Consider the following 19,246-nt stretch of genomic DNA (forward strand, 5'->3'; position numbering starts at 1 on the left):
AACATGATATTTACTTTAACTATGAATCCATCATTAGACAGATATATTTATATTGATGAATTAGTACCGGATGATACAATTCGGGCTAAAAAATTAGTAGATTATCCTGCTGGTAAAGGAATTGATGTATCGAGAGTAATAAAAGAATTAGGGGGAGTTTCTGTAGCTATTTCTTTGTTAGGAGGACATAACGGTAGAAGAATTGAAGAAATGCTGGATGAAGAAGGGGTTATATATTCTTCAATAAGAATAGACCATGAAACGAGAATGAATATAATATTAGAAGAAAAGACACAGTATAGAATGAGTATGCCTGGTGAAAAAGTTAAAAAAGAAAAGTTACAGAAAGTTTTTGATATTTTGCATTCATTGGTAAGAAATGGAGATACTATTATAATATCTGGAAGTTTACCAAAAGGAGTAGATCCGGATTATTATACAGGATTGATTTTTTCATTAAAACAATGGGATGCAACTGTATTTTTTGATTCTGATGGAAAAAATTTAAAAGCAGGGCTGGAAGCTGAACCATATTGTATTAAACCAAACACTCATGAATTATCAAGATTATTAGAAGAAGAAATAGATGAAAGAGACAAAAATATAATTGCAAAATATGCAAAAAAAACACTGGAAAAATATAATTTAACAGAAATATTGGTTTCAATGGGAAAATATGGAAGTGTCTATGCCAATTGGGATAAAGCATATTATGCATATCCAGTAGATTTAGAAGTTAAAAGTGCTGTTGGTGCAGGAGATTCATTTCTTGCAGGATATATACTAAAATATGAAGAGGATACATTAGAAGCATTTAAATTAGCAAATGCCGCTGGAAATGCGGCTGTTTTAACACCCGGTACAGAATTATGCAAAAAACAAGATGTCCTTTCATTATTACCAAAAATAAAAATAGAAAAATTATAATTGGAGGTGAAATTATGAAATATTTCAAATATAAAATTGGAGATATTCTAGATTTTGAAATTATTGAAACAAATGGAAATATTATTAAAAATGAGGATTTAAAAGGAAAATGGATAGTATTATATTTTTATCCTAAAGATAATACGCCCGGATGTACTGCTGAAGCAAAAGATTTTTCTAGTTTAATTGATGAATTTAAAAATTTAAATGCTGAGATTATTGGAATAAGTCCAGATGATGTTGAAAAACATAAAAAATTTATTTTAAAACATGATTTAAAGATTAAATTGGGATCAGATGAAAATAAGAAATTATTAGAAAGAATTGGAGTATGGCAAAAGAAAAAAATGTTTGGAAAAGAGTATTATGGAGTTATTAGAACTACAGTTTTAATAGATCCTGAAGGAAAAATCGTTTATGTATGGGAAAAAGTAAAAGTAAAAGGTCATGCGGAAGAAGTTTTAAGCAAAATAAAAGAACTACAAAATTAAATGGAGGTTTTTTAATGTCTGATATTTGCAATGTATTTGGAAAATGCGGAGGTTGTGTTTATTTAAATATTGAATATGAAAAACAATTATCAAAAAAAACAGAAGATATTCTCAAAATATTTGACAATAGTAATATAATGATTAAAAATTATGAAGGAATTCTATCATCACCAGATATTTATCATTATAGGAACAAAATGGAATATTCTTTTGGTAATGAATATAAAGATGGACCTTTAACAATAGGATTAAGAGGGAAAGGAAAATTTTATGATGTATATTCTGCCAAAACCTGTAAAATTGCACCAGAAGATTTTGGGAAAATTATCGAATTTTCAGAAAATTATTTCAAAGATATCCCCTTTAGAAATTATAGAAAACATACTGGATATTTAAGACACTTGGTTATGAGAAAGGGATTTAAAACCAATGAAATTTTATTAAATATCTCAACATCTTCAGAGCCTTTCCATTCATATGTTGAAAATTGGGCTAAAGAAATTTTAAATTTAGAATTAGAAGGAAATATTGTTAGTATTTATCATACAATTACTGATGCTAAATCCACTGTTGTTAAAGCAGATAAATTAATAAAATTATATGGAAAAGATTATTTTGAAGAAGAGATTTTGGGAATAAAATTTAAGGTTGGGCCCTTTTCTTTTTTACAAACAAACACATTGGGTTCTGAAGTTTTATACAACAAAGTTTTAGAATATCTTGATAGCAATGCTAAAACAGGATTGGATTTATATTGTGGTGCCGGAACAATAACATTATTAATGGCAAAAGAATTAGAAAAAGTAATAGGTGTTGAAATAATTAAAGAAGCAATTGATGCTGCCAAACAAAATGCAAAAGACAATAATGTAAAAAATGTTGAATTTTATTTGGGAGACGCAAAAGATATAGTTAAACAAATAGAAGATAAATTAGATACGATTGTCGTAGACCCTCCAAGAGCGGGATTACATAAAAATGTTATTAATTTCATTATGGAAAATAAATTTGATAACGTAATATACGTTTCATGCAATCCTTCAAATTTTGCAAGAGATATGATTTATTTAAAAGAACTTTATGAAATAGAAAAATTTGTTTTTGTTGATATGTTTCCACACACAAAACACCTTGAATCAGTAGCATTAATTAAAAGGAAAAGTACGGAGAATTAAATGTATATAATTATCTAGTGTTCTGATATCAATTTAATTTGTACGATGTAATTAAAATTTGGAGGTAGAAAATGTTTCCATTACGAGATATTAATCCTAGTAGTAAAAAACCAATAGTTACTATAAGTATAATAATTATCAATATAATTATTTTTTTATTTGAGTTGATATTACCTTCTAATATTAGAGAAGCTTTTATCCAATATTATGGTTTCATACCAAAGGAACTAACAAATGCCATAGTTTATAGATCTATTAGCTATATAGGATTAAACATAATATCTATTTTCACAAGTATGTTTTTACACGGTAGTTTTATGCATATCATTGGTAATATGTGGTCATTATGGCTATTTGGAGATAATGTAGAAGATAAATTGGGGCATTTTAAATTTTTATTAGTATATATTATCAGTGGTTATATCGCATCATTTACTCATTATATTTTTAATATAAATTCTCCTATAGTAGCTATAGGTGCATCTGGAGCAATAGCTGGCGTTATTGGTATATACTTTGTTTTATTTCCCTTTGCAAAGATTCAAACTTTATTTTTATTATTATGGTTTCCATTTTTTGTAAACATTCCAGCATTTATTTTCATTGGTTTATGGTTTTTAACCCAAGTCTTTAATGGATTATTATCTTTAGTAGGTCCATATTATGGTTCAGGCGTAGCTTGGTGGGCGCATATAGGCGGGTTTATATATGGTACTTATTTAGCAAAAAAATATAAGAAAAAAAATTATTATACTTACCTTTATTAAAAAATAACGGCTAACACATTGTTTAGCCGTTATTTTTATTATATTATATGTTATAATATAATAGTTTCTGATGCTAATTAAATTTATAAGTGATTGGAGTGATTTTGTGGATTTTTCAATAATGGATAAAGCAATTTTATTTCCTTTAATATTTCTTGCTGGCTTTATAGATTCAATAGCAGGTGGTGGCGGTTTAATATCTTTACCCGCATATTTATTTATCGGAATTCCAAGTCACAATGCTTTAGCTACTAATAAACTTTCATCTTCAATTGGAACAATTGTAAGTACTTTAAGATTTGCAAAAGGAAAAGCTATAATTTTTGAAGTTGGAATTTTTTCTGTTATTTTTTCTTTTATAGGATCATTTATAGGTGCGAAAATTGCTTTGTTTATTCCTGATAATATTTTAAAAATAATATTAACTATATTAATTCCAATTGCTGCTTTTTTTATTTTTATTAAAAGACCTAAAGAAGAAAATAACTCTTTAAAAAATTTATCCAATTTAAAAATTTCTATTTTATCAAGTCTCATTGGATTTATCATTGGAATGTACGATGGTTTTTTTGGCCCTGGAACAGGAACGTTTTTGATAATTCTATATATTTCATTTCTTTCCATGGATCATGTAAAAGCATCAGGTACAGCAAAAATTGTTAATTTATCTTCCAATATCAGTGCATTAATTACTTTTATAATAGGTGGAAAAGTTTTATTTTCAATAGGTCTTACTGCTGCTTTTTTTGGAATAGCTGGACATTGGTTGGGATCAGGTTTAGCTTTAAGTAAAGGGACAAAAATAATAAAACCTCTAATAATAGCAGTATTAATTCTTTTATTTATAAAAATCATTTTTGATATAGTATAATAAAAATTTATTACATGCTACTTATTTTCTATTATTATTATGGTATAATTATGTTTGAAAAGTATCCATAAGGGGAGGGTTATTTATGATTAAAATAATAACTGATAGTGCTGCTGATCTTCCTGAACAATATATAAAAAAATATGATATTACTGTTATTCCATTAAATGTTGAAATAGATGATTGTTTATATCAAGATGGTTATACAATTTCTCCTGATGAATTCCAAAATAAAATGTTATCCAGTAAAAAATTGCCAAAAACTTCTCAACCATCTCCAGAGTTATTTAAAAACGCTTTTGAAAAATATGTTTCTAAAGGATATGAGATTTTATGTTTAACAATTTCTTCCAAATTAAGCGGAACAATACATGCTGCTACCTTAGCTAAAAATATGATAAAAAACAATTCTAAAATAAAAATTTTTGACACATTAGGCGCATCATCTGGAGAAGGAATTCAGGTAATAAAAGCTGCTGAAATGGCTCAAAATAATTTCTCAATAGATTACATTACTAATTCTTTGGAAAAATATAGAGAAAAAATTAACATTCTTATTTTATTAGATACTCTGGAAAACATAGTAAAAGGTGGAAGACTTAGTAAATTTAAAGGAACTATTGCTAAAATACTTAATTTTAAACTAATTTTACATAATAATAAAGGAGAAGTTGAGTTCTTAGAACGAGTTAGAGGAAAAAAAAGATTTCATTCAAAAGTTTTAGAAATAATTGATGAAAATAAAATAAATATTTCAAATCAAATTGTTGGTATTACACATGTTAATAATGAGGAAGAAGCCAATTATTTTAAAAACATAATTAAAGAAAAATATAATCCAAAAGAAGTTTATGTTAATTATATGGGTTCTACTCTGGCAACATATGCTGGAAATAAAGGTATTATAATTTCTTTCTAATCCCTCCTGAAAATTTTTGTTGACAATCCAAGTTAAATTTAATATAATTAATGTAATTAGCTTAACGAATTTTTAGGAGGGGAAATTTATGTTATATATACTAGTTTATTTAGCAGGATTATTTAGTGGATTTATTAATGTTATAGCTGGTGGTGGATCATTAATCACATTGCCTGTTTTAAATCTATTAGGATTACCTATTGATATTGCAAATGGAACAAATAGAATAGGTATAATTTTTCAAAACATAACAGCTACAACAAAGTTTAGAAAAAGCGATGTTTTAGATCTAAAAAGAGCAATATTTTTGTCTATTCCTGCAACTCTGGGAGCACTGGTAGGTGCGAATATTGTTGTTAACATAGATAGAGCTTTATTAAAAAGTATTGTAGGATTTATTTTAATTATTATGAGTATATTTTTAATATGGAAACCAGATATTTGGACCAAAGAAAGAAAAGTTAAGAAAAATAATATTTTAAGTTTTATCGTTTTCTTTTTAATAGGTATATATGGAGGTTTTATTCAAGCTGGTGTAGGTTTTTTCCTAATGTCTGCCCTGGTGTTATTAGAAGGATATGATCTTGTAAAAACTAATGCCATTAAAGTTTTCCTTGTACTTATATATACTTTATTTGCCTTTATAGTATTTGCATTAAATAATCAGGTGAATTATTTAGCTGGTTTTGTATTGGCTTTAGGAAGTATTTCAGGAGGTTATTTAGGAAGTTCTTTTTCAATAAAAAAGGGTTCAAAATGGATTCAACGAATTTTATTTGTAATATTGATTATAATAGGAATATATTATATTTTTAATGCATTAAATAAATAGGGGGAGTTATATGAATTTTGATTATCTAGAATATCCTTATTCTTCAAAAAGAACATGTGTATTTTCAAAAAATGGTGTTGTTGCAACAAGTGAGCCGTTAGCTGCACAAGCAGGAATAGACATATTAAGAAAAGGCGGAAACGCTATAGATGCTGCTATAGCTACAGCAGCTACTCTAACTGTAGTAGAACCAACTTCTAATGGTATAGGTTCAGATAATTTTGCTATAATTTGGTATAATGGTAAATTATATGGAATGAATTCAAGTGGTTACTCTCCTAAAAATCTATCAATAAAAGAATTACATAAAAGAGGCATTAATGAAATAAAACCTCATAGTTGGGAAGCCGTTACTGTACCCGGAACTCCATCAGGTTGGAATTTGATTTGGAAAAACTTTGGTAAATTGGATTTTAAAAAACTTTTTGAACCTGCAATTAAATATGCTAATGAAGGTTATCCTGTTTCAGCTATTGTATCATATTATTGGAAAAGAGCTAATAAAATTTATAAACAAAAATTAAAAGGAGAGATTTTTAAATATTGGTTTGAAACCTTTGGTGAAAAAGCTCCAAATCCAGGCGAAATAATAAGGTTACCTTATCATGCTGAAACACTAAAAAAAATATCTGAATCTAACGCAAAAGAATTTTATAATGGTAATTTAACAGAAAAAATTATTCAATTTTCGAAAAAATATAATGGATATTTTGATTATTCTGACTTTGAAAATTTTAAAAGTGAATTAATTGAGCCAGTAAGTATAAATTATATGGGATATGATATCTGGGAACTTCCTCCAAATGTTCAGGGGATTATTACCTTAATGGCTTTAAATATTTTAAAAAATACCACATATAACAATGAATATGAGCTATTTCATAATTCTATTGAAGCGTTGAAACTAGCATTTATTGATGGGAAAGAATATATTACAGATATTTCAAAAATGGAAGTTAAGATCGAAGAAATGCTCTCAGAAAATTATGCTAAAACAAGATCAAAATTAATTTCAAATTATGCACTTGAACCAACACCTGGCAAAATTCCTTCTTCAAATACTGTATATTTAGCCACAGCTGATAAGTGGGGAAATATGGTTTCATTTATTCAAAGTAATTATATGGGTTTTGGATCAGGAATAGTGGTTCCCAAAACAGGAATTGCTCTTCAAAATAGAGGTCATAGTTTTTCGCTCAATAAAAATCATGTCAATTATTTAGAACCATTAAAAAAGCCTTATCATACAATTATCCCAGGATTTATTACCAAAAATAATAATCCAATAGGACCTTTTGGTGTTATGGGTGGATATATGCAACCTCAAGGTCATTTGCAGGTTATTTTAAATATGATAGATAAAAACTTAAATCCACAAGCTGCTTTAGATGCTCCTAGGTGGCAATGGTTAGAGAAAAAAACTATTTTAATAGAAAAAGATTTTCCTTCTCATATTGCTGAAAAATTAGAAAGAATGGGTCATGAAATAAAGTTTTCTCTTAGTTCAGGACCTTTTGGACGGGGACAAATAATAATCAAAGAAAAAGATGTTTATGTTGCTGGTACAGAAAAAAGAGCTGATGGATATATAGCAGTATATTAAATTAAAAAAGGATTGGCAGTTTGCCAATCCTTTTTTAATTTAATCATTGATCTAATTGTATATTTAAATATACGATAATTTCTTATATTTAATGTTTATGATATAATATTTTTAATAGAAATATCTGTTGTATATATATCAAATATGGAGATGATTTAATGATAAAAAATAAAAATGAATTAATTCAGGGTATCATTGTAGCTGTTAATAGAGGAGATTTGGATTTTGATAAACAAATTGAAGAACTTAAAATTTTATGTAAAAACATTGGCATAAATATAGTAACAGAGGTTATACAAAAAAGAAAGAATATAGATAAAAAAACTTATATAGGAAAAGGAAAAATAAATGAATTGACAGAAATAATCTCTGCATTTAAAGCTGAAATTTTAATATTTAATGATTCAATATCACTTTCCCAAAGAAAAAATATTCAGGAACGCATAATTGATGTTGAGATATTAGATAGAAATGAAGTGATTCTGGAAATCTTCAAAAGAAACGCCAAAACAGCTGAAAGTAAATTACAAGTTGAATTAGCTACTTTGAAATATGAATTACCAAAAATAATAGGATTAGGAAAAGAAATGTCAAGAATTGGCGGCGGTGCTAGTGGGACAGGAACTGGAACCAGAGGTTCTGGTGAAACATTTTTGGAATACAAAAGAAGGAATATAAGAGATAGAATAAATTATTTAAAAAAACAATTAAAAGAACTAGAAAATGTTAGAAAAATCAAAAACAAAAAAAGAAATGAATCATATATTCCACAAATATCTATATTAGGTTATACAAGTGCTGGTAAATCAACATTGTTAAAAGCGTTATCAGAAGATAAAGATATTTTTACATCAGAAAAATTGTTTTCTACTCTTTCAACTTTATCTAGAAAGGTTCAATTCCCCTCTGGATTACCTGCTATTTTTTCTGATACTGTTGGATTTATCAGAAAATTACCTGTTGAATTAATAGAATCGTTTAAATCAACATTGGATGAAATAAATTATTCTGATGCAATTATAGAATTGATTGATATTAGTGAAAATAATTTTGAAAATAAACTAAAAATAGTAGATAATATTATAAATGATATACTAAAAGAAAATATTCCAAAAATAATAGTATTTAATAAAATAGATCTTTTAAATTTTGAAAAAATTAAACACATAAAAATATTATATCCAGATGCTATTTTTGTTAGTTCAAAATCCAAAGAAAGTGTTTATGAATTTTTGTTAAAACTGGAAAATAAATTAATATCATTCGGAGTTATACAATCAACCAAAATATTTGTTGACTTCAACAAAATATGGAAGATTGAAAAATTAAAAAAAGATATCGGTATAAAACAACAAAAAGAGATGAAAAATGGTTTTGAAATAGAAATATTAGCAAAAGGTAGTTTTTTAAATAAAATAATAAAAAACAATCTTTTAATTAGATAAAAAGCATAAAATCAACTTGAAATTTTTAAATCATTTATACCCCTTAACTTTTTCTTAAAAAAATGGTATAATATTAGTGTAAAAAAATTCAGGGAGGGATATATGTGGCTAAATATATTGCTGATAGAGTTGATTTAGATTTGATATTATTAAAACCGGTAGAAGATTTAAGAGTTGAGAAAATAACTTTAGAAGAATTAAAACACGGTATTAGAAATGGTTTTGAAAGTCATATTAGATGTGAAGAACAAGCGAAAAAAATAAGTGAAATTCTGGGTATTGATATTAAAGTAAATGAAAATCCTTATAAATTAAATAAAGAAGACACTTTATATGTTATAAGCGGAGATAATTTTTATAGATTAAAATATATATATTAAAAAAGTTTCGGGATCCCCCGAAACTTTTTTAATTATTTATTATTTTCTTCCACCTCTATACCCTTTACCCATGTGAGAAGAATTACCTGAATTATATTGAGTACTTGAATTTTCCATACTTGAATTATTCATATTTGACTTATTTAATATTTCATTTAGCTCTTCAGAAGATATATATTGTGCTGAATATGTTGAATTATATCTTTCTAATGTACCGACAAACGCTCTCATATGATTTTCTGATCCTTGTTTTAAATTATTATATACAAGAGTTATATCCTGATTGTCTGTTTCATTTAGCAATTTTTCTAAATCATAAATATCTAAATCTTCAATAGTTGCTCCAACTTTTAATGCCTCAACTGCAGATTTTTTTCCTTCTTCTACCAAATCATAATATAATTTTTGTAATTCTGCATTTTTGAAAACTCCAACTGTATAGTCTGTGATAGGATCTTCTATTTCATATTTATCCAGAATTGTCTTTACAGCATTCATATGAGTTTGTTCCGCTTGAGCTATATTATAAAATGTTTGTAACCCCCATGTGTCGTATAAGGTTAAATATACATCCCTTGCCAGTTTTTCTTCTTCTCTCATTTGTAATAATCCGTTTATTTCATTCGATGTTAATGATTCAACGGGTAAGCTCTCAACTGCTACTGATGGATTATTGAAAAATCCTCCAGCAAACGATACAGCAATCAACAATAACGCCATTAAACCTATTAAAATACTTTTTTTCATAAAAATCGCCTCCTGATTTAATTTATTTTTTTAATTCTTTCGACACTTATATAATATACTTCATTACTTAGAATAACCTTAATCTTTTCTTAGAAAAAACTTAGAAATAAAAAAACTCTATATTTTTCTTAAAGAAAAATATAGAGTTTAATTTGAATATGTTTAATATTTTCTAGAACAGAAACTGATTTAATCTAATCTTTGATTTCAGCTATATAATTTCCAAATAAAACCAATGTAGCTCCAATAATCGTATATATATTTGGATAATTTTTTAACATAATCGAATCAGCAATAACTGTAACTATAGGTATAAAAAATATTCCATTTGTTGTAGTTTTTGCACCTGCTAATCTTATAGCTTTATTCCACCATATATATCCAAGCGCTGTACAAAAAACACCTAAATAAATAAAGGCAATTAATATTTTTGGCTGTATCCACAACTGAAAATTTGGACATGTCCCAGCATTTTTTAATTCAAAAAAAGCAAATGGTAAAAAGAATATCATTCCATAAAAATTCAAATCTTTTGTTATTATTAAATTATCATGATGATGTAGCTTTTCTATAAAAATAGTATAAAAAATCCAGCTAAAAGACGCTCCAAACATTAATAAATCACCTAAAGGGTTTAACTTTAACACAAATCGTCCATTTAAAACAATTATTGAAACTCCTGAAAAAGCCAAAAAAGTTCCTAAATAACGTATTTTATGAGAAAAAGATTTTCTTAAAATATCTGAAAATAATAAATACATTACGGGAGTTGCTGATATTATTAAAGAACCATTAGATGGTGTTGTAAATTGTAACGCTGTATTTTCAAATAAGAAATATGCTGTTACCCCAAAGAAACCAGCAAGCATCATATAAAAAAATTCTTTTTTTTCATATTTTATATCTTTTCTTATAAAAATAATAAGAATTAAACTCGATAAAAAAAACCTTAGAAACGCAGCTGTAATTGGTGGAACAGAATGAACTATAATTTTTGTAGCTACAAAAGAAATGCCCCAAAATATTATGGTAATCCACATGTAAATTATACCTATAGTTTTATTTTTCAAATTACCACCACCATTAAGACTAATATATAAACATTGAGTCTCCAAATGAAAAAAATCTATATTTTTCTTCAACCGCTGTTTTATAAGCTTTCATAATAAAATCATATCCTCCAAACGATGAAACAAGCATTAAAAGTGTCGATTTCGGTAAATGAAAATTCGTTATCAACGCATCTATTAACTTAAATTCATATGGTGGATAAATAAAAATATCTGTAGTTCCCATATACGCTTTTTGTTTAGGTAATAACGCAATTGTTTCAAGAGTTCTGACAACAGTTGTTCCTACACTTATAATTCTTCCATTATTTTTTTTATACTCTTCAATTTTTTTTACGGTATTTTCAGGAACTTCATAATATTCTTCATGCATTTCATGTTCTTCAATTCTTTCAACTTTTACTGGTCTGAAAGTTCCAAGCCCTACATGTAATGTAACTTCTGCAAACTCTATTCCCTTATTTTTAATCTTTTCCAATAACTCTTTTGTAAAATGAAGCCCCGCAGTTGGTGCGGCAACCGCACCTTGTATTTTAGCATATTCCGTTTGATATCTGTCTTTTGGAACATCCTGGTTTTTTATATATGGCGGTAATGGCATATTTCCAATTTTTTCAATTTCTTCCCATACAACTTTATCTGAAATAAAATTAATTATCCTTGAACCATCAGAATTATGTTCAATGATTTTCGCATATAAATCGTCAGAAAACCTTATTTCTGCACCCTTTTTTAGCTTTGACCCAGGTCTTACTAGAGCTTTCCAAGTATTGTCTTCATGTGTTTTTTCCAATAGCAAAACTTCTACTTTTGCACCTGTTGTTTTCTGACCATATAATCTTGCCGGAATAACTTTTGTATTATTTATAACCATTAAATCACCTGGTTTTAAGTAATCAATAATATCTCTAAAAATTTTATGTTCGATACTTTGTTTTTTTCTGTTTAAAACCATTAATCTGGATGAATCTCTGGGGTTAGCTGGTTTTTGTGCAATATATTCTTCGGGTAAATAATATTCAAAATCATTTACTTCATACAACGGCTTTTTCATTTTAACCTCCATTTTTTAAGCGTTCGCTCTAATTGTTAAGATTTCTCCATCTTTTACTATTTCTTCTTTACCGGCTAATCTCCATAATCCAGCCTTTTTAACCTCATCTTCACTGCCTAAATTAATTAAATCTTCATAATGCATAACTTCCGCTTTAACAAATCCTTTTTCTAAATCAGTATGGATTTTTCCTGCAGCTTTTTTCATAGTAGTCCCTTGGTTTATAGTCCATGCTCTTACTTCATCTTCCCCAACAGTAAAGAAAGTTATTAAGCCTAAATGATCATAAACTATTTTTGATAGTCTATCGATTCCGGGTCTTTCAATTCCAAGTTCTTTCATAAATTCTTCTCTTTCATCATCATCAAGTTCTACTAAATCGGCTTCAGTCTTACCACAAATCTCAATATATGCAAAATTTTCATCTTTACATGCGTTTACCAATTCTTCTTTTTCTGGATATTCTTCTTCCATTAATTGGTCTTCATCAACATTTACCACAACTATTATTGGTTTTAATGTAAATAAAGCTAAAGAACTTATTAGTTTTTTATCTTCATCACTTAATTCAATTTTAGAAGCAAATTTTCCATCTTCTAATATCGGTTTTATTTCTTCTAAAATTTTCACCTGTCTTTCTTCTTCTTTTGTAGGTTTCTTTTTTTTATTTTGTTCAATGAGTCTTGATAATCTGTTTTCAACAACTTCTAAATCTCTAATAATCATTTCAGTTTTTAAAGTATCAAGCTGATCTACAGGGCTTTCTGCACCTTCTGGAAATGGTACTGAATCATTTTCAAATGCCCTAACAACAAGAATTATTGCATCAACAGTTTGAATCATCTGTAAAATCCTATTCTTTTCTTTTCTATCGGCTGCAGGATTATAACTTGGAATATCAATAAAATTTAATGTAGCATATACAGTTTTTTTAGGATTATACATTTCAGCTAACTTTTCAATTCTTTCATCTCTAACATTTGCCACTCTTTCTTCCGCATCTTTCTTATAACTACCATCATATGGCTTATTAGTCAATAACGAAAAAATTGTAGTCTTTCCTGTTAAAGGTAAACCTAAAATTCCTATCTTCATCCTAATTCCTCCTTTAATTTTTCGAATATATCTATATATCTTTTTCCAACTGGTATTATATCAATATCTCTATATTCCATATTATCACTGTTATAAAACAAATGTATTTGAAGATATTCCTCAGGCAAATAATATTCAAGCCGTTCTGGCCATTCAATTAAATATATTCCATCATTATCTTCAAACAATCCAACATATGGGATTTCTTCAGGATCTGATAGTCTGTATAAATCAGCATGATAAATTCTAACAGAATTATCATAAACCCTGACTAGAGCAAATGTTGGAGAAGTAACAGTTAAATTTTCATCCTTTAACAAATTTTTTATAAATCCTTTTGTAAAAGTAGTTTTCCCTGTTCCTAAATCACCATATAATAATATTTTCATTCCTGGAAATGAATGTTTTGATATTATTTTGGCAATTTCTAATAACTTATGTTCGTTGATTTTATCCAGCCTTTTGATCTTAATACTGCCTCCCTCCAGATATAATAGTCCTTTTCTAATTTTTCATTGTCTTTTGGCATTATCTTTATACCTGAAAATTGCAAATTTTTTATTTCATTAATAGAAAGATTTTTTGAACCAATAGCGGCCATAAAAGCTGCACCTAAAGCTGTGATTTCTTGAAATTCAGGAACAAAAATTTCTGCGTTTAATAAGTCGCTTTGTATTTCCATTAAAAGTTTATTTTTTGTAGCACCCCCATCAACATTCATTTTTCTTATCTTTGTCCAAACTGCTTCTTGCATGGAATCTATAACTTCTCTTACACTAAAGGCAACAGATTCTAAAGCAGCTCTAATAATATTTTCTTTTTTTGTTGCCCTTGTTAATCCTATAATCAAACCCCTTGCATCTGAATCCCAATAAGGTGTTCCAAGTCCGCTTAAAGCTGGAACAATGTAAACTCCTCCATTTTCAATATTCCTCGAATATTTTTCTAAATCTGTATACTCTTTAATCATTTCTATATCTTTTAACCATTTAAAAAACGCACCAACGGTAAAAATACTACCTTCAAGTGAATATATAATTTCATCGTCTATTTTCCATCCAATTGAGGTTAGTAATCCGGGATGGGGTTTTGGTGGCATGGCTCCAGAATTCATCAAAACAAAAGCACCTGTACCATAAGTACACTTTGCATCTCCTATTTCAAATGCTCTTTGACCAAATAACGCAGATTGTTGATCACCAATCATTCCATAAATCTTTGGTCCAAATTTTGTTTCAAAACCTTTATCAATGGCAGTACCAACAACTTCAGGTAAAATATCTTTTGAAAGTCCAAATGTCTTTAAAATTTCATCATCCCAATCAAGAGCATGTATGTTCAATAATTGTGTTCTTGATGCATTTGAAAGATCAGTAACATGTTTTCCAGATAATTTAAATGTCAACCAGGATTCAATAGTTCCAACCTTTAAATTTCCGTTTTTATAGGCTTCTTTTACTGCTGGTACATTTTCTATCATCCATACGATTTTAGAACCTGAGAAATAAGGGTCTTTTACCAATCCGGTTTTTCTTTTTACCTCCCTCCAGAATTCGGCTGGATATCTATTAATTAATTCATCAGTTCTTCTACATTGCCATACTATAGCATTTGTTAATGGATTTCCAGTATTTTTATCCCATGCAACAATAGTTTCTCTTTGATTTGTAATTCCTATTCCAATAATATCATTCCAGCTGAGATTATTCCTTTCAACCACTTCAACCATAGTTTCTTCTGTTTTATGATATAATTCTTCCGCATCTTGTTCAACCCATCCTGGTTTTGGATAAATCATATTTATTTCTTTTTGCGATAAATCAATTAATTTAAAATTCTCATCAAATAACAAAGTTCTTGTACTGCTTGTTCCTTCATCGATAGCTAAATAATAATTCATAAAATTCCCCCCTATCAATTAGTACTATTTAATATATTATAGCATAAATAAAATATATCTGTATTATAAAATTTGATAATAAAACTTGATTTTTTATATCGTATTTGATATAATAAAAATATAATTCAGATAAAAATTATCCTATTTTGTGATAAATTTCATTAGGGAGGGAGAAATATGATTGATAGAGGAATTGGCGGAACACCAATAATAATGCTCTCGAAAATTGTAAAACCAAACAAAATATTTGTTAAACTTGAAAAAAACAATATAACAGGTAGCGTAAAAGATAGAGCAGCTTATTTTATGATTAGAAAAGCAGAAGTAGATGGAGCATTAAAGAAAAAAATAATAGTTGAACCAACAAGCGGAAATACAGGAATTGCTCTGGCGGCAATTGGAAAAAGTAGAGGATATACTGTAATTTTAACAATGCCTGAAAGTATGAGTGTTGAAAGAAGAAAAATCTTGGAAAAATATGGTGCTGAGTTGATATTAACTCCTGCAGACAAAGGTATGAAAGGTTCAATAGAAAAAGCATTGGAAATAGTGAAAGAAAGAGATGCTTTTATGCCAAATCAATTTGAAAATCCTGCAAATGTATTAGCTCATGAATTGACCACAGGTCCAGAAATATTAAAACAAATGGATTTCAATTTAGATATTTTTGTAGCAGGTGTTGGTACTGGCGGAACAATAACTGGAGTTGGAAAGGTTTTAAAAAAATTTTTTAAAGATAAAATAAAAATAGTTGCAGTTGAACCAGAAAATTCAGCTGTTATTTCAGGTAAAAAACCTGGGAAACATAAAATCCAAGGAATTGGAGCAGGATTTATTCCAAAGAATTTAGATGTAACAATTTTAGATGAAGTTATAACCATAAAAGATGAAGAAGCATTTGAAATGCAAGATATTTTAGCTAAGAAAGAAGGTTTATTTGTAGGGATTTCAGCTGCTGCAAACATTTTGGCAGCAATTAAATTAACACAAAAATATCCTGAAAAAAAGATAGTAACAATTGCACCAGATTCTGGAGATAAATATTTGAGTTTGATTTAAAAACTTTCAAACAAACACCGGGTTCTAAAATCCGGTGTTTTTATTTGTATGAAAATTTTCAATATTGTATTTTTTAAGAATTCTTAAATTAATATATTTTCTAAAAAGTTAGATTTAGATTTAGATTTGTTTTATTTTGCTTTTGAAGGACTTTCAAAATTGGTTTTTATAAACCAAATATGTAATTTTATTCCATTTTCTCCTTCTGTTATATATTCAAAATCTTTTATTGTATTTGAATATATTATTAACCATCCTTCTTTTAGTCCTTTTCTTTTTATATATTCTTTTATTTGTCTTTTGGCTATTTCGTATTCATATTTTATTATGTTTGCTTTTATTTCTATTAAATATTCTTTTCTGTTATACATTACCATTAAATCTATTCTTCCTCCGCCTATTTGTGTTTCTGGATATACTTTTCCTCCAAGTAATTCTATGTATGCACTTAAGAATTGGTCAAGATTATATTGATACACCCCTTCATAATAGTTTCTGCCTTTGAACATTACTGCTCCTCTACTTTTTATGTATTCTGTATATCTTTTTAGCAGTTCATTTAGTTTTAAATTTTTATTCTCATCTATATATTTATTTAAATCTTCTTCAAATTTTAGCATTTTATTTCTTTCTCCATTAGTTTGTGGTTTGAATCTTGCATACAATGCTTTGTAATACAACGGCACTTTTACACAGCATATGCCTTCACAATTGTCTATTACTCCGTTTATATATAAGAATTTTATGTTTTCATCATATATATTAAATTCTATATTATTTGGTTCAAATAATATTTTCATCGTTAATTTTTTTTCTTTTTTCGCTTTGTTTATTATATTAGATATATTTTTATCAATATATACTCTCATATAATCATATAATGTTTTTTCAAAATGTTTTTCTGTTATTATTTTTTCTCCTTTTGCTTTTTTCATTACTAAATCATATGCAAGTCCATTGGTTAGTCCCGGTTGTCCTGCTGCGTTATGCCATATTAATTCTTTTACTTTTTCATCAAAAATTTGTCCTGTTTCTGTTTCGTGTTGTGAAAGTAAATCATATACTTGTTCTTTGGTAAAGTATGGCACTTCTAAGTGTTCTGCTATGTTGAATGGACTGGCATTGTCTTCTAATATTCCACTTAGATATCCTACGCTTATTAATATTACACTTCTGAGTTTGTATATTTGTTTTTTGTGATATGTTTTTCTTATTACATGAAGAAATGTATTCATTATTTCTTCATTATTCAATTTTTCAAATTCGTCTATCATTAATACTACTTCTTTTCCAGTTTTTTCATATATCTTTTCAAATATTTTCTTTATTTCTCTTATATTATTCAATACTTCTTTTACAGTATAATTATATCTTTTTAATTCATCTATGATTTCTTCATAAAATATTTTTATAAATTCTTCTTCTGTTTTTATATTTTTATAATCTTCAAAGGATAAAAATATAGTAATATATTTATCCTTTATTTTTTCAACTATATCTTTTAACAATGTTGTTTTTCCTGCTTGTCTTGGCGCTGATACTGTAAAGTATCTCCAATTTTCTATATGGTCAAGTGCTTCTTTCATTATATCTGGTCTTTCTACATAATAACAGGTCTTTTTATCAACGGGTCCACTTGTGCAGAATCTTCTCATTATCTCACCTCCGGTGCTACACGCCTACGGCGGGTTGTAGGATTAAAATTTTTAGATTTAAATATAAAAAACATTTCTATATTTGCTCCGCAAATATACACGCTGCCGTGGTAATAGGATTAAAAATTATATTTTAAAAATAACTCTAAAAAATTTTTTAAAAACATGTAAATATTTGCAGGGCGAATATTTAACCTCTGGTGAGAATTTAGACTTTTTTATGTAATTGAATTATACCACATTGATTTTTGAATCCATATAATATTATGTTAAAATCAAATATTTGTATATTATATAATAATAGGAGTTCAAAATAATAAAAAAAATCCTTAAAATTTTTTATATTCTTAAACAACTCAGTGATGAGTTTTTTCTTGCAATGTAAAATAAATAGCCATCGCTAGAAAACATACCTTCGGTAGAATATGGAAGATTATTATACAAATTATTTATCAGAATTTTTCTGAAAAATCTGCTAACATCAAATAAAAAAAATACATCTAATAGCGAGAATATAAAATTGCATCAATATATTAAACAAAAATTTAACCATAAAAATATATCAGGTGATAAAATAATTATGTAAATTTATTAAATTTAAGAAAAGAAAAGTTGATTATAAATTTACTCAAAATTTACTTTATATCGTTGACTATTTTTTTTTTTTGCTAAAATTATTGTGAATTGAATAAGTGGAAATAATATCTTTTAATTATTCAGTAACATAATATAAAAATTATACATTCATAAAATTTTATTATGAATTATTAAGTTATAAAATTCGCAATATTTGATCATAATATTATTAAATAAATCATATATACTAAGTGAGAAAAATTTTAAAAAAAATTTTAATTACACACTAATCATTAGAAAACATTAATTAAATGCATCTAATCAGATATTATATCAAAAAAATTTTCATTTATCAGACGACTGAGTGATTTTGATATCAGGATTTTAGGAAAAATTATAAAATCAAAAAAGTTTAAAGGGCGGGGAGAGAATGAAAAAAACGGTAAAAGTGTATATTTTAATAATTTTTATCAGTATTTTTTTTATATCATGTACTAAGATAGAAAAACAGGAAAAAAATATTGAAAATAATAAAGTGCCAGAAAACTTTTTAAAAGAAGATATTAATATTAAAACCTCCGAGTATTATACTAAAGATGGTATTTTGGTATTTAAAAATTATTTTGAAAATGGTGAGTTAACAAAACAGGAAATATTCGATAATAAAGGTAATATAGATT

Annotated in this window: 19 protein-coding genes; 12 read left to right on the plus strand and 7 right to left on the minus strand. The window is 27.0% G+C overall.

The window, feature by feature from the left end; all coding sequences use genetic code 11:
* Positions 1–3 precede the first annotated feature (3 nt).
* The 10 genes from X274_RS01165 (at position 4) to X274_RS01210 (ending at position 9,410) form a co-directional block, all read left to right on the plus strand.
* Positions 4–927 (plus strand): 1-phosphofructokinase family hexose kinase, encoded by a 924-nt coding sequence (locus tag X274_RS01165; RefSeq protein WP_047264939.1) that lies wholly within the window; start codon positions 4–6, stop codon positions 925–927.
* A 14-nt stretch (positions 928–941) separates the two neighbouring features.
* Entirely contained in the window at positions 942–1,418 is a 477-nt protein-coding gene (locus X274_RS01170; RefSeq protein WP_047264940.1) for a peroxiredoxin, read from the plus strand.
* Positions 1,419–1,432: 14 nt separating this feature from the next.
* Positions 1,433–2,593, plus strand: a complete 1,161-nt coding sequence (rlmD, locus tag X274_RS01175) for a 23S rRNA (uracil(1939)-C(5))-methyltransferase RlmD (protein ID WP_047264941.1) — start codon at positions 1,433–1,435, stop codon at positions 2,591–2,593.
* A 71-nt stretch (positions 2,594–2,664) separates the two neighbouring features.
* A complete protein-coding gene (locus X274_RS01180) occupies positions 2,665–3,360 on the plus strand; it encodes a rhomboid family intramembrane serine protease (RefSeq protein ID WP_047264942.1) in 696 nt (231 codons plus the stop codon).
* A 106-nt stretch (positions 3,361–3,466) separates the two neighbouring features.
* A complete protein-coding gene (locus tag X274_RS01185; protein ID WP_197073301.1) occupies positions 3,467–4,231 on the plus strand; it encodes a TSUP family transporter in 765 nt (254 codons plus the stop codon).
* An 85-nt stretch (positions 4,232–4,316) separates the two neighbouring features.
* A complete protein-coding gene (locus tag X274_RS01190; RefSeq protein WP_047264943.1) occupies positions 4,317–5,150 on the plus strand; it encodes a DegV family protein in 834 nt (277 codons plus the stop codon).
* A gap of 88 nt (positions 5,151–5,238) precedes the next feature.
* Complete coding sequence (locus tag X274_RS01195; RefSeq protein WP_047264944.1) at positions 5,239–5,982, plus strand: sulfite exporter TauE/SafE family protein; 744 nt, start codon at positions 5,239–5,241, stop codon at positions 5,980–5,982.
* Positions 5,983–5,992: 10 nt separating this feature from the next.
* Positions 5,993–7,585, plus strand: a complete 1,593-nt coding sequence (locus tag X274_RS01200) for a gamma-glutamyltransferase family protein (RefSeq protein WP_047264945.1) — start codon at positions 5,993–5,995, stop codon at positions 7,583–7,585.
* Positions 7,586–7,743: 158 nt separating this feature from the next.
* On the plus strand, positions 7,744–9,030 hold the full coding sequence (hflX, locus tag X274_RS01205) for a GTPase HflX (RefSeq protein WP_052913110.1): 1,287 nt from the start codon (positions 7,744–7,746) through the stop codon (positions 9,028–9,030).
* A gap of 104 nt (positions 9,031–9,134) precedes the next feature.
* A complete protein-coding gene (locus X274_RS01210) occupies positions 9,135–9,410 on the plus strand; it encodes a DUF1874 domain-containing protein (protein ID WP_047264946.1) in 276 nt (91 codons plus the stop codon).
* 39 nt (positions 9,411–9,449) lie between these two features.
* On the opposite strand, the gene X274_RS01215 is transcribed toward X274_RS01210, so the two are convergent.
* The 6 genes from X274_RS01215 to X274_RS01240 all read right to left on the minus strand — a co-directional run bounded on the left by X274_RS01215 (position 9,450) and on the right by X274_RS01240 (position 15,276).
* Entirely contained in the window at positions 9,450–10,157 is a 708-nt protein-coding gene (locus tag X274_RS01215; RefSeq protein WP_047264947.1) for a DUF2202 domain-containing protein, read from the minus strand.
* A gap of 194 nt (positions 10,158–10,351) precedes the next feature.
* Entirely contained in the window at positions 10,352–11,227 is an 876-nt protein-coding gene (locus tag X274_RS01220; RefSeq protein WP_047264990.1) for a DMT family transporter, read from the minus strand.
* 19 nt (positions 11,228–11,246) lie between these two features.
* Positions 11,247–12,281 carry a tRNA preQ1(34) S-adenosylmethionine ribosyltransferase-isomerase QueA gene (queA, locus tag X274_RS01225; protein ID WP_047264948.1) on the minus strand — a complete coding sequence of 345 codons (1,035 nt, stop codon included), beginning with the start codon at positions 12,279–12,281 and terminating at the stop codon, positions 11,247–11,249.
* A gap of 15 nt (positions 12,282–12,296) precedes the next feature.
* Positions 12,297–13,376, minus strand: a complete 1,080-nt coding sequence (gene ychF, locus X274_RS01230) for a redox-regulated ATPase YchF (RefSeq protein ID WP_047264949.1) — start codon at positions 13,374–13,376, stop codon at positions 12,297–12,299.
* Positions 13,373–13,765, minus strand: coding sequence for a tRNA (adenosine(37)-N6)-threonylcarbamoyltransferase complex ATPase subunit type 1 TsaE (gene tsaE, locus X274_RS01235; RefSeq protein ID WP_052913111.1), 393 nt, complete (start codon positions 13,763–13,765; stop codon positions 13,373–13,375). Before tsaE ends, ychF begins: the two co-directional genes overlap by 4 nt.
* Positions 13,766–13,803: 38 nt before the next feature.
* Complete coding sequence (locus tag X274_RS01240; RefSeq protein ID WP_047264951.1) at positions 13,804–15,276, minus strand: FGGY family carbohydrate kinase; 1,473 nt, start codon at positions 15,274–15,276, stop codon at positions 13,804–13,806.
* 177 nt (positions 15,277–15,453) lie between these two features.
* Here X274_RS01240 and cysK point away from each other — a divergent pair, with 177 nt between their 5' ends.
* Positions 15,454–16,335 carry a cysteine synthase A gene (gene cysK / locus X274_RS01245; RefSeq protein WP_047264952.1) on the plus strand — a complete coding sequence of 294 codons (882 nt, stop codon included), beginning with the start codon at positions 15,454–15,456 and terminating at the stop codon, positions 16,333–16,335.
* A gap of 131 nt (positions 16,336–16,466) precedes the next feature.
* On the opposite strand, the gene X274_RS01250 is transcribed toward cysK, so the two are convergent.
* Positions 16,467–17,990, minus strand: a complete 1,524-nt coding sequence (locus tag X274_RS01250; protein ID WP_047264953.1) for an AAA-like domain-containing protein — start codon at positions 17,988–17,990, stop codon at positions 16,467–16,469.
* A gap of 1,006 nt (positions 17,991–18,996) precedes the next feature.
* On the opposite strand from X274_RS01250, the gene X274_RS01255 reads away from it, so the two are divergent.
* On the plus strand, positions 18,997–19,246 hold a 250-nt coding region (locus tag X274_RS01255; RefSeq protein ID WP_047264954.1), incomplete at its 3' end, for a hypothetical protein.

The organism is Marinitoga sp. 1155, assembly GCF_001021175.1.
Taxonomy (GTDB): Bacteria; Thermotogota; Thermotogae; order Petrotogales; family Petrotogaceae; genus Marinitoga.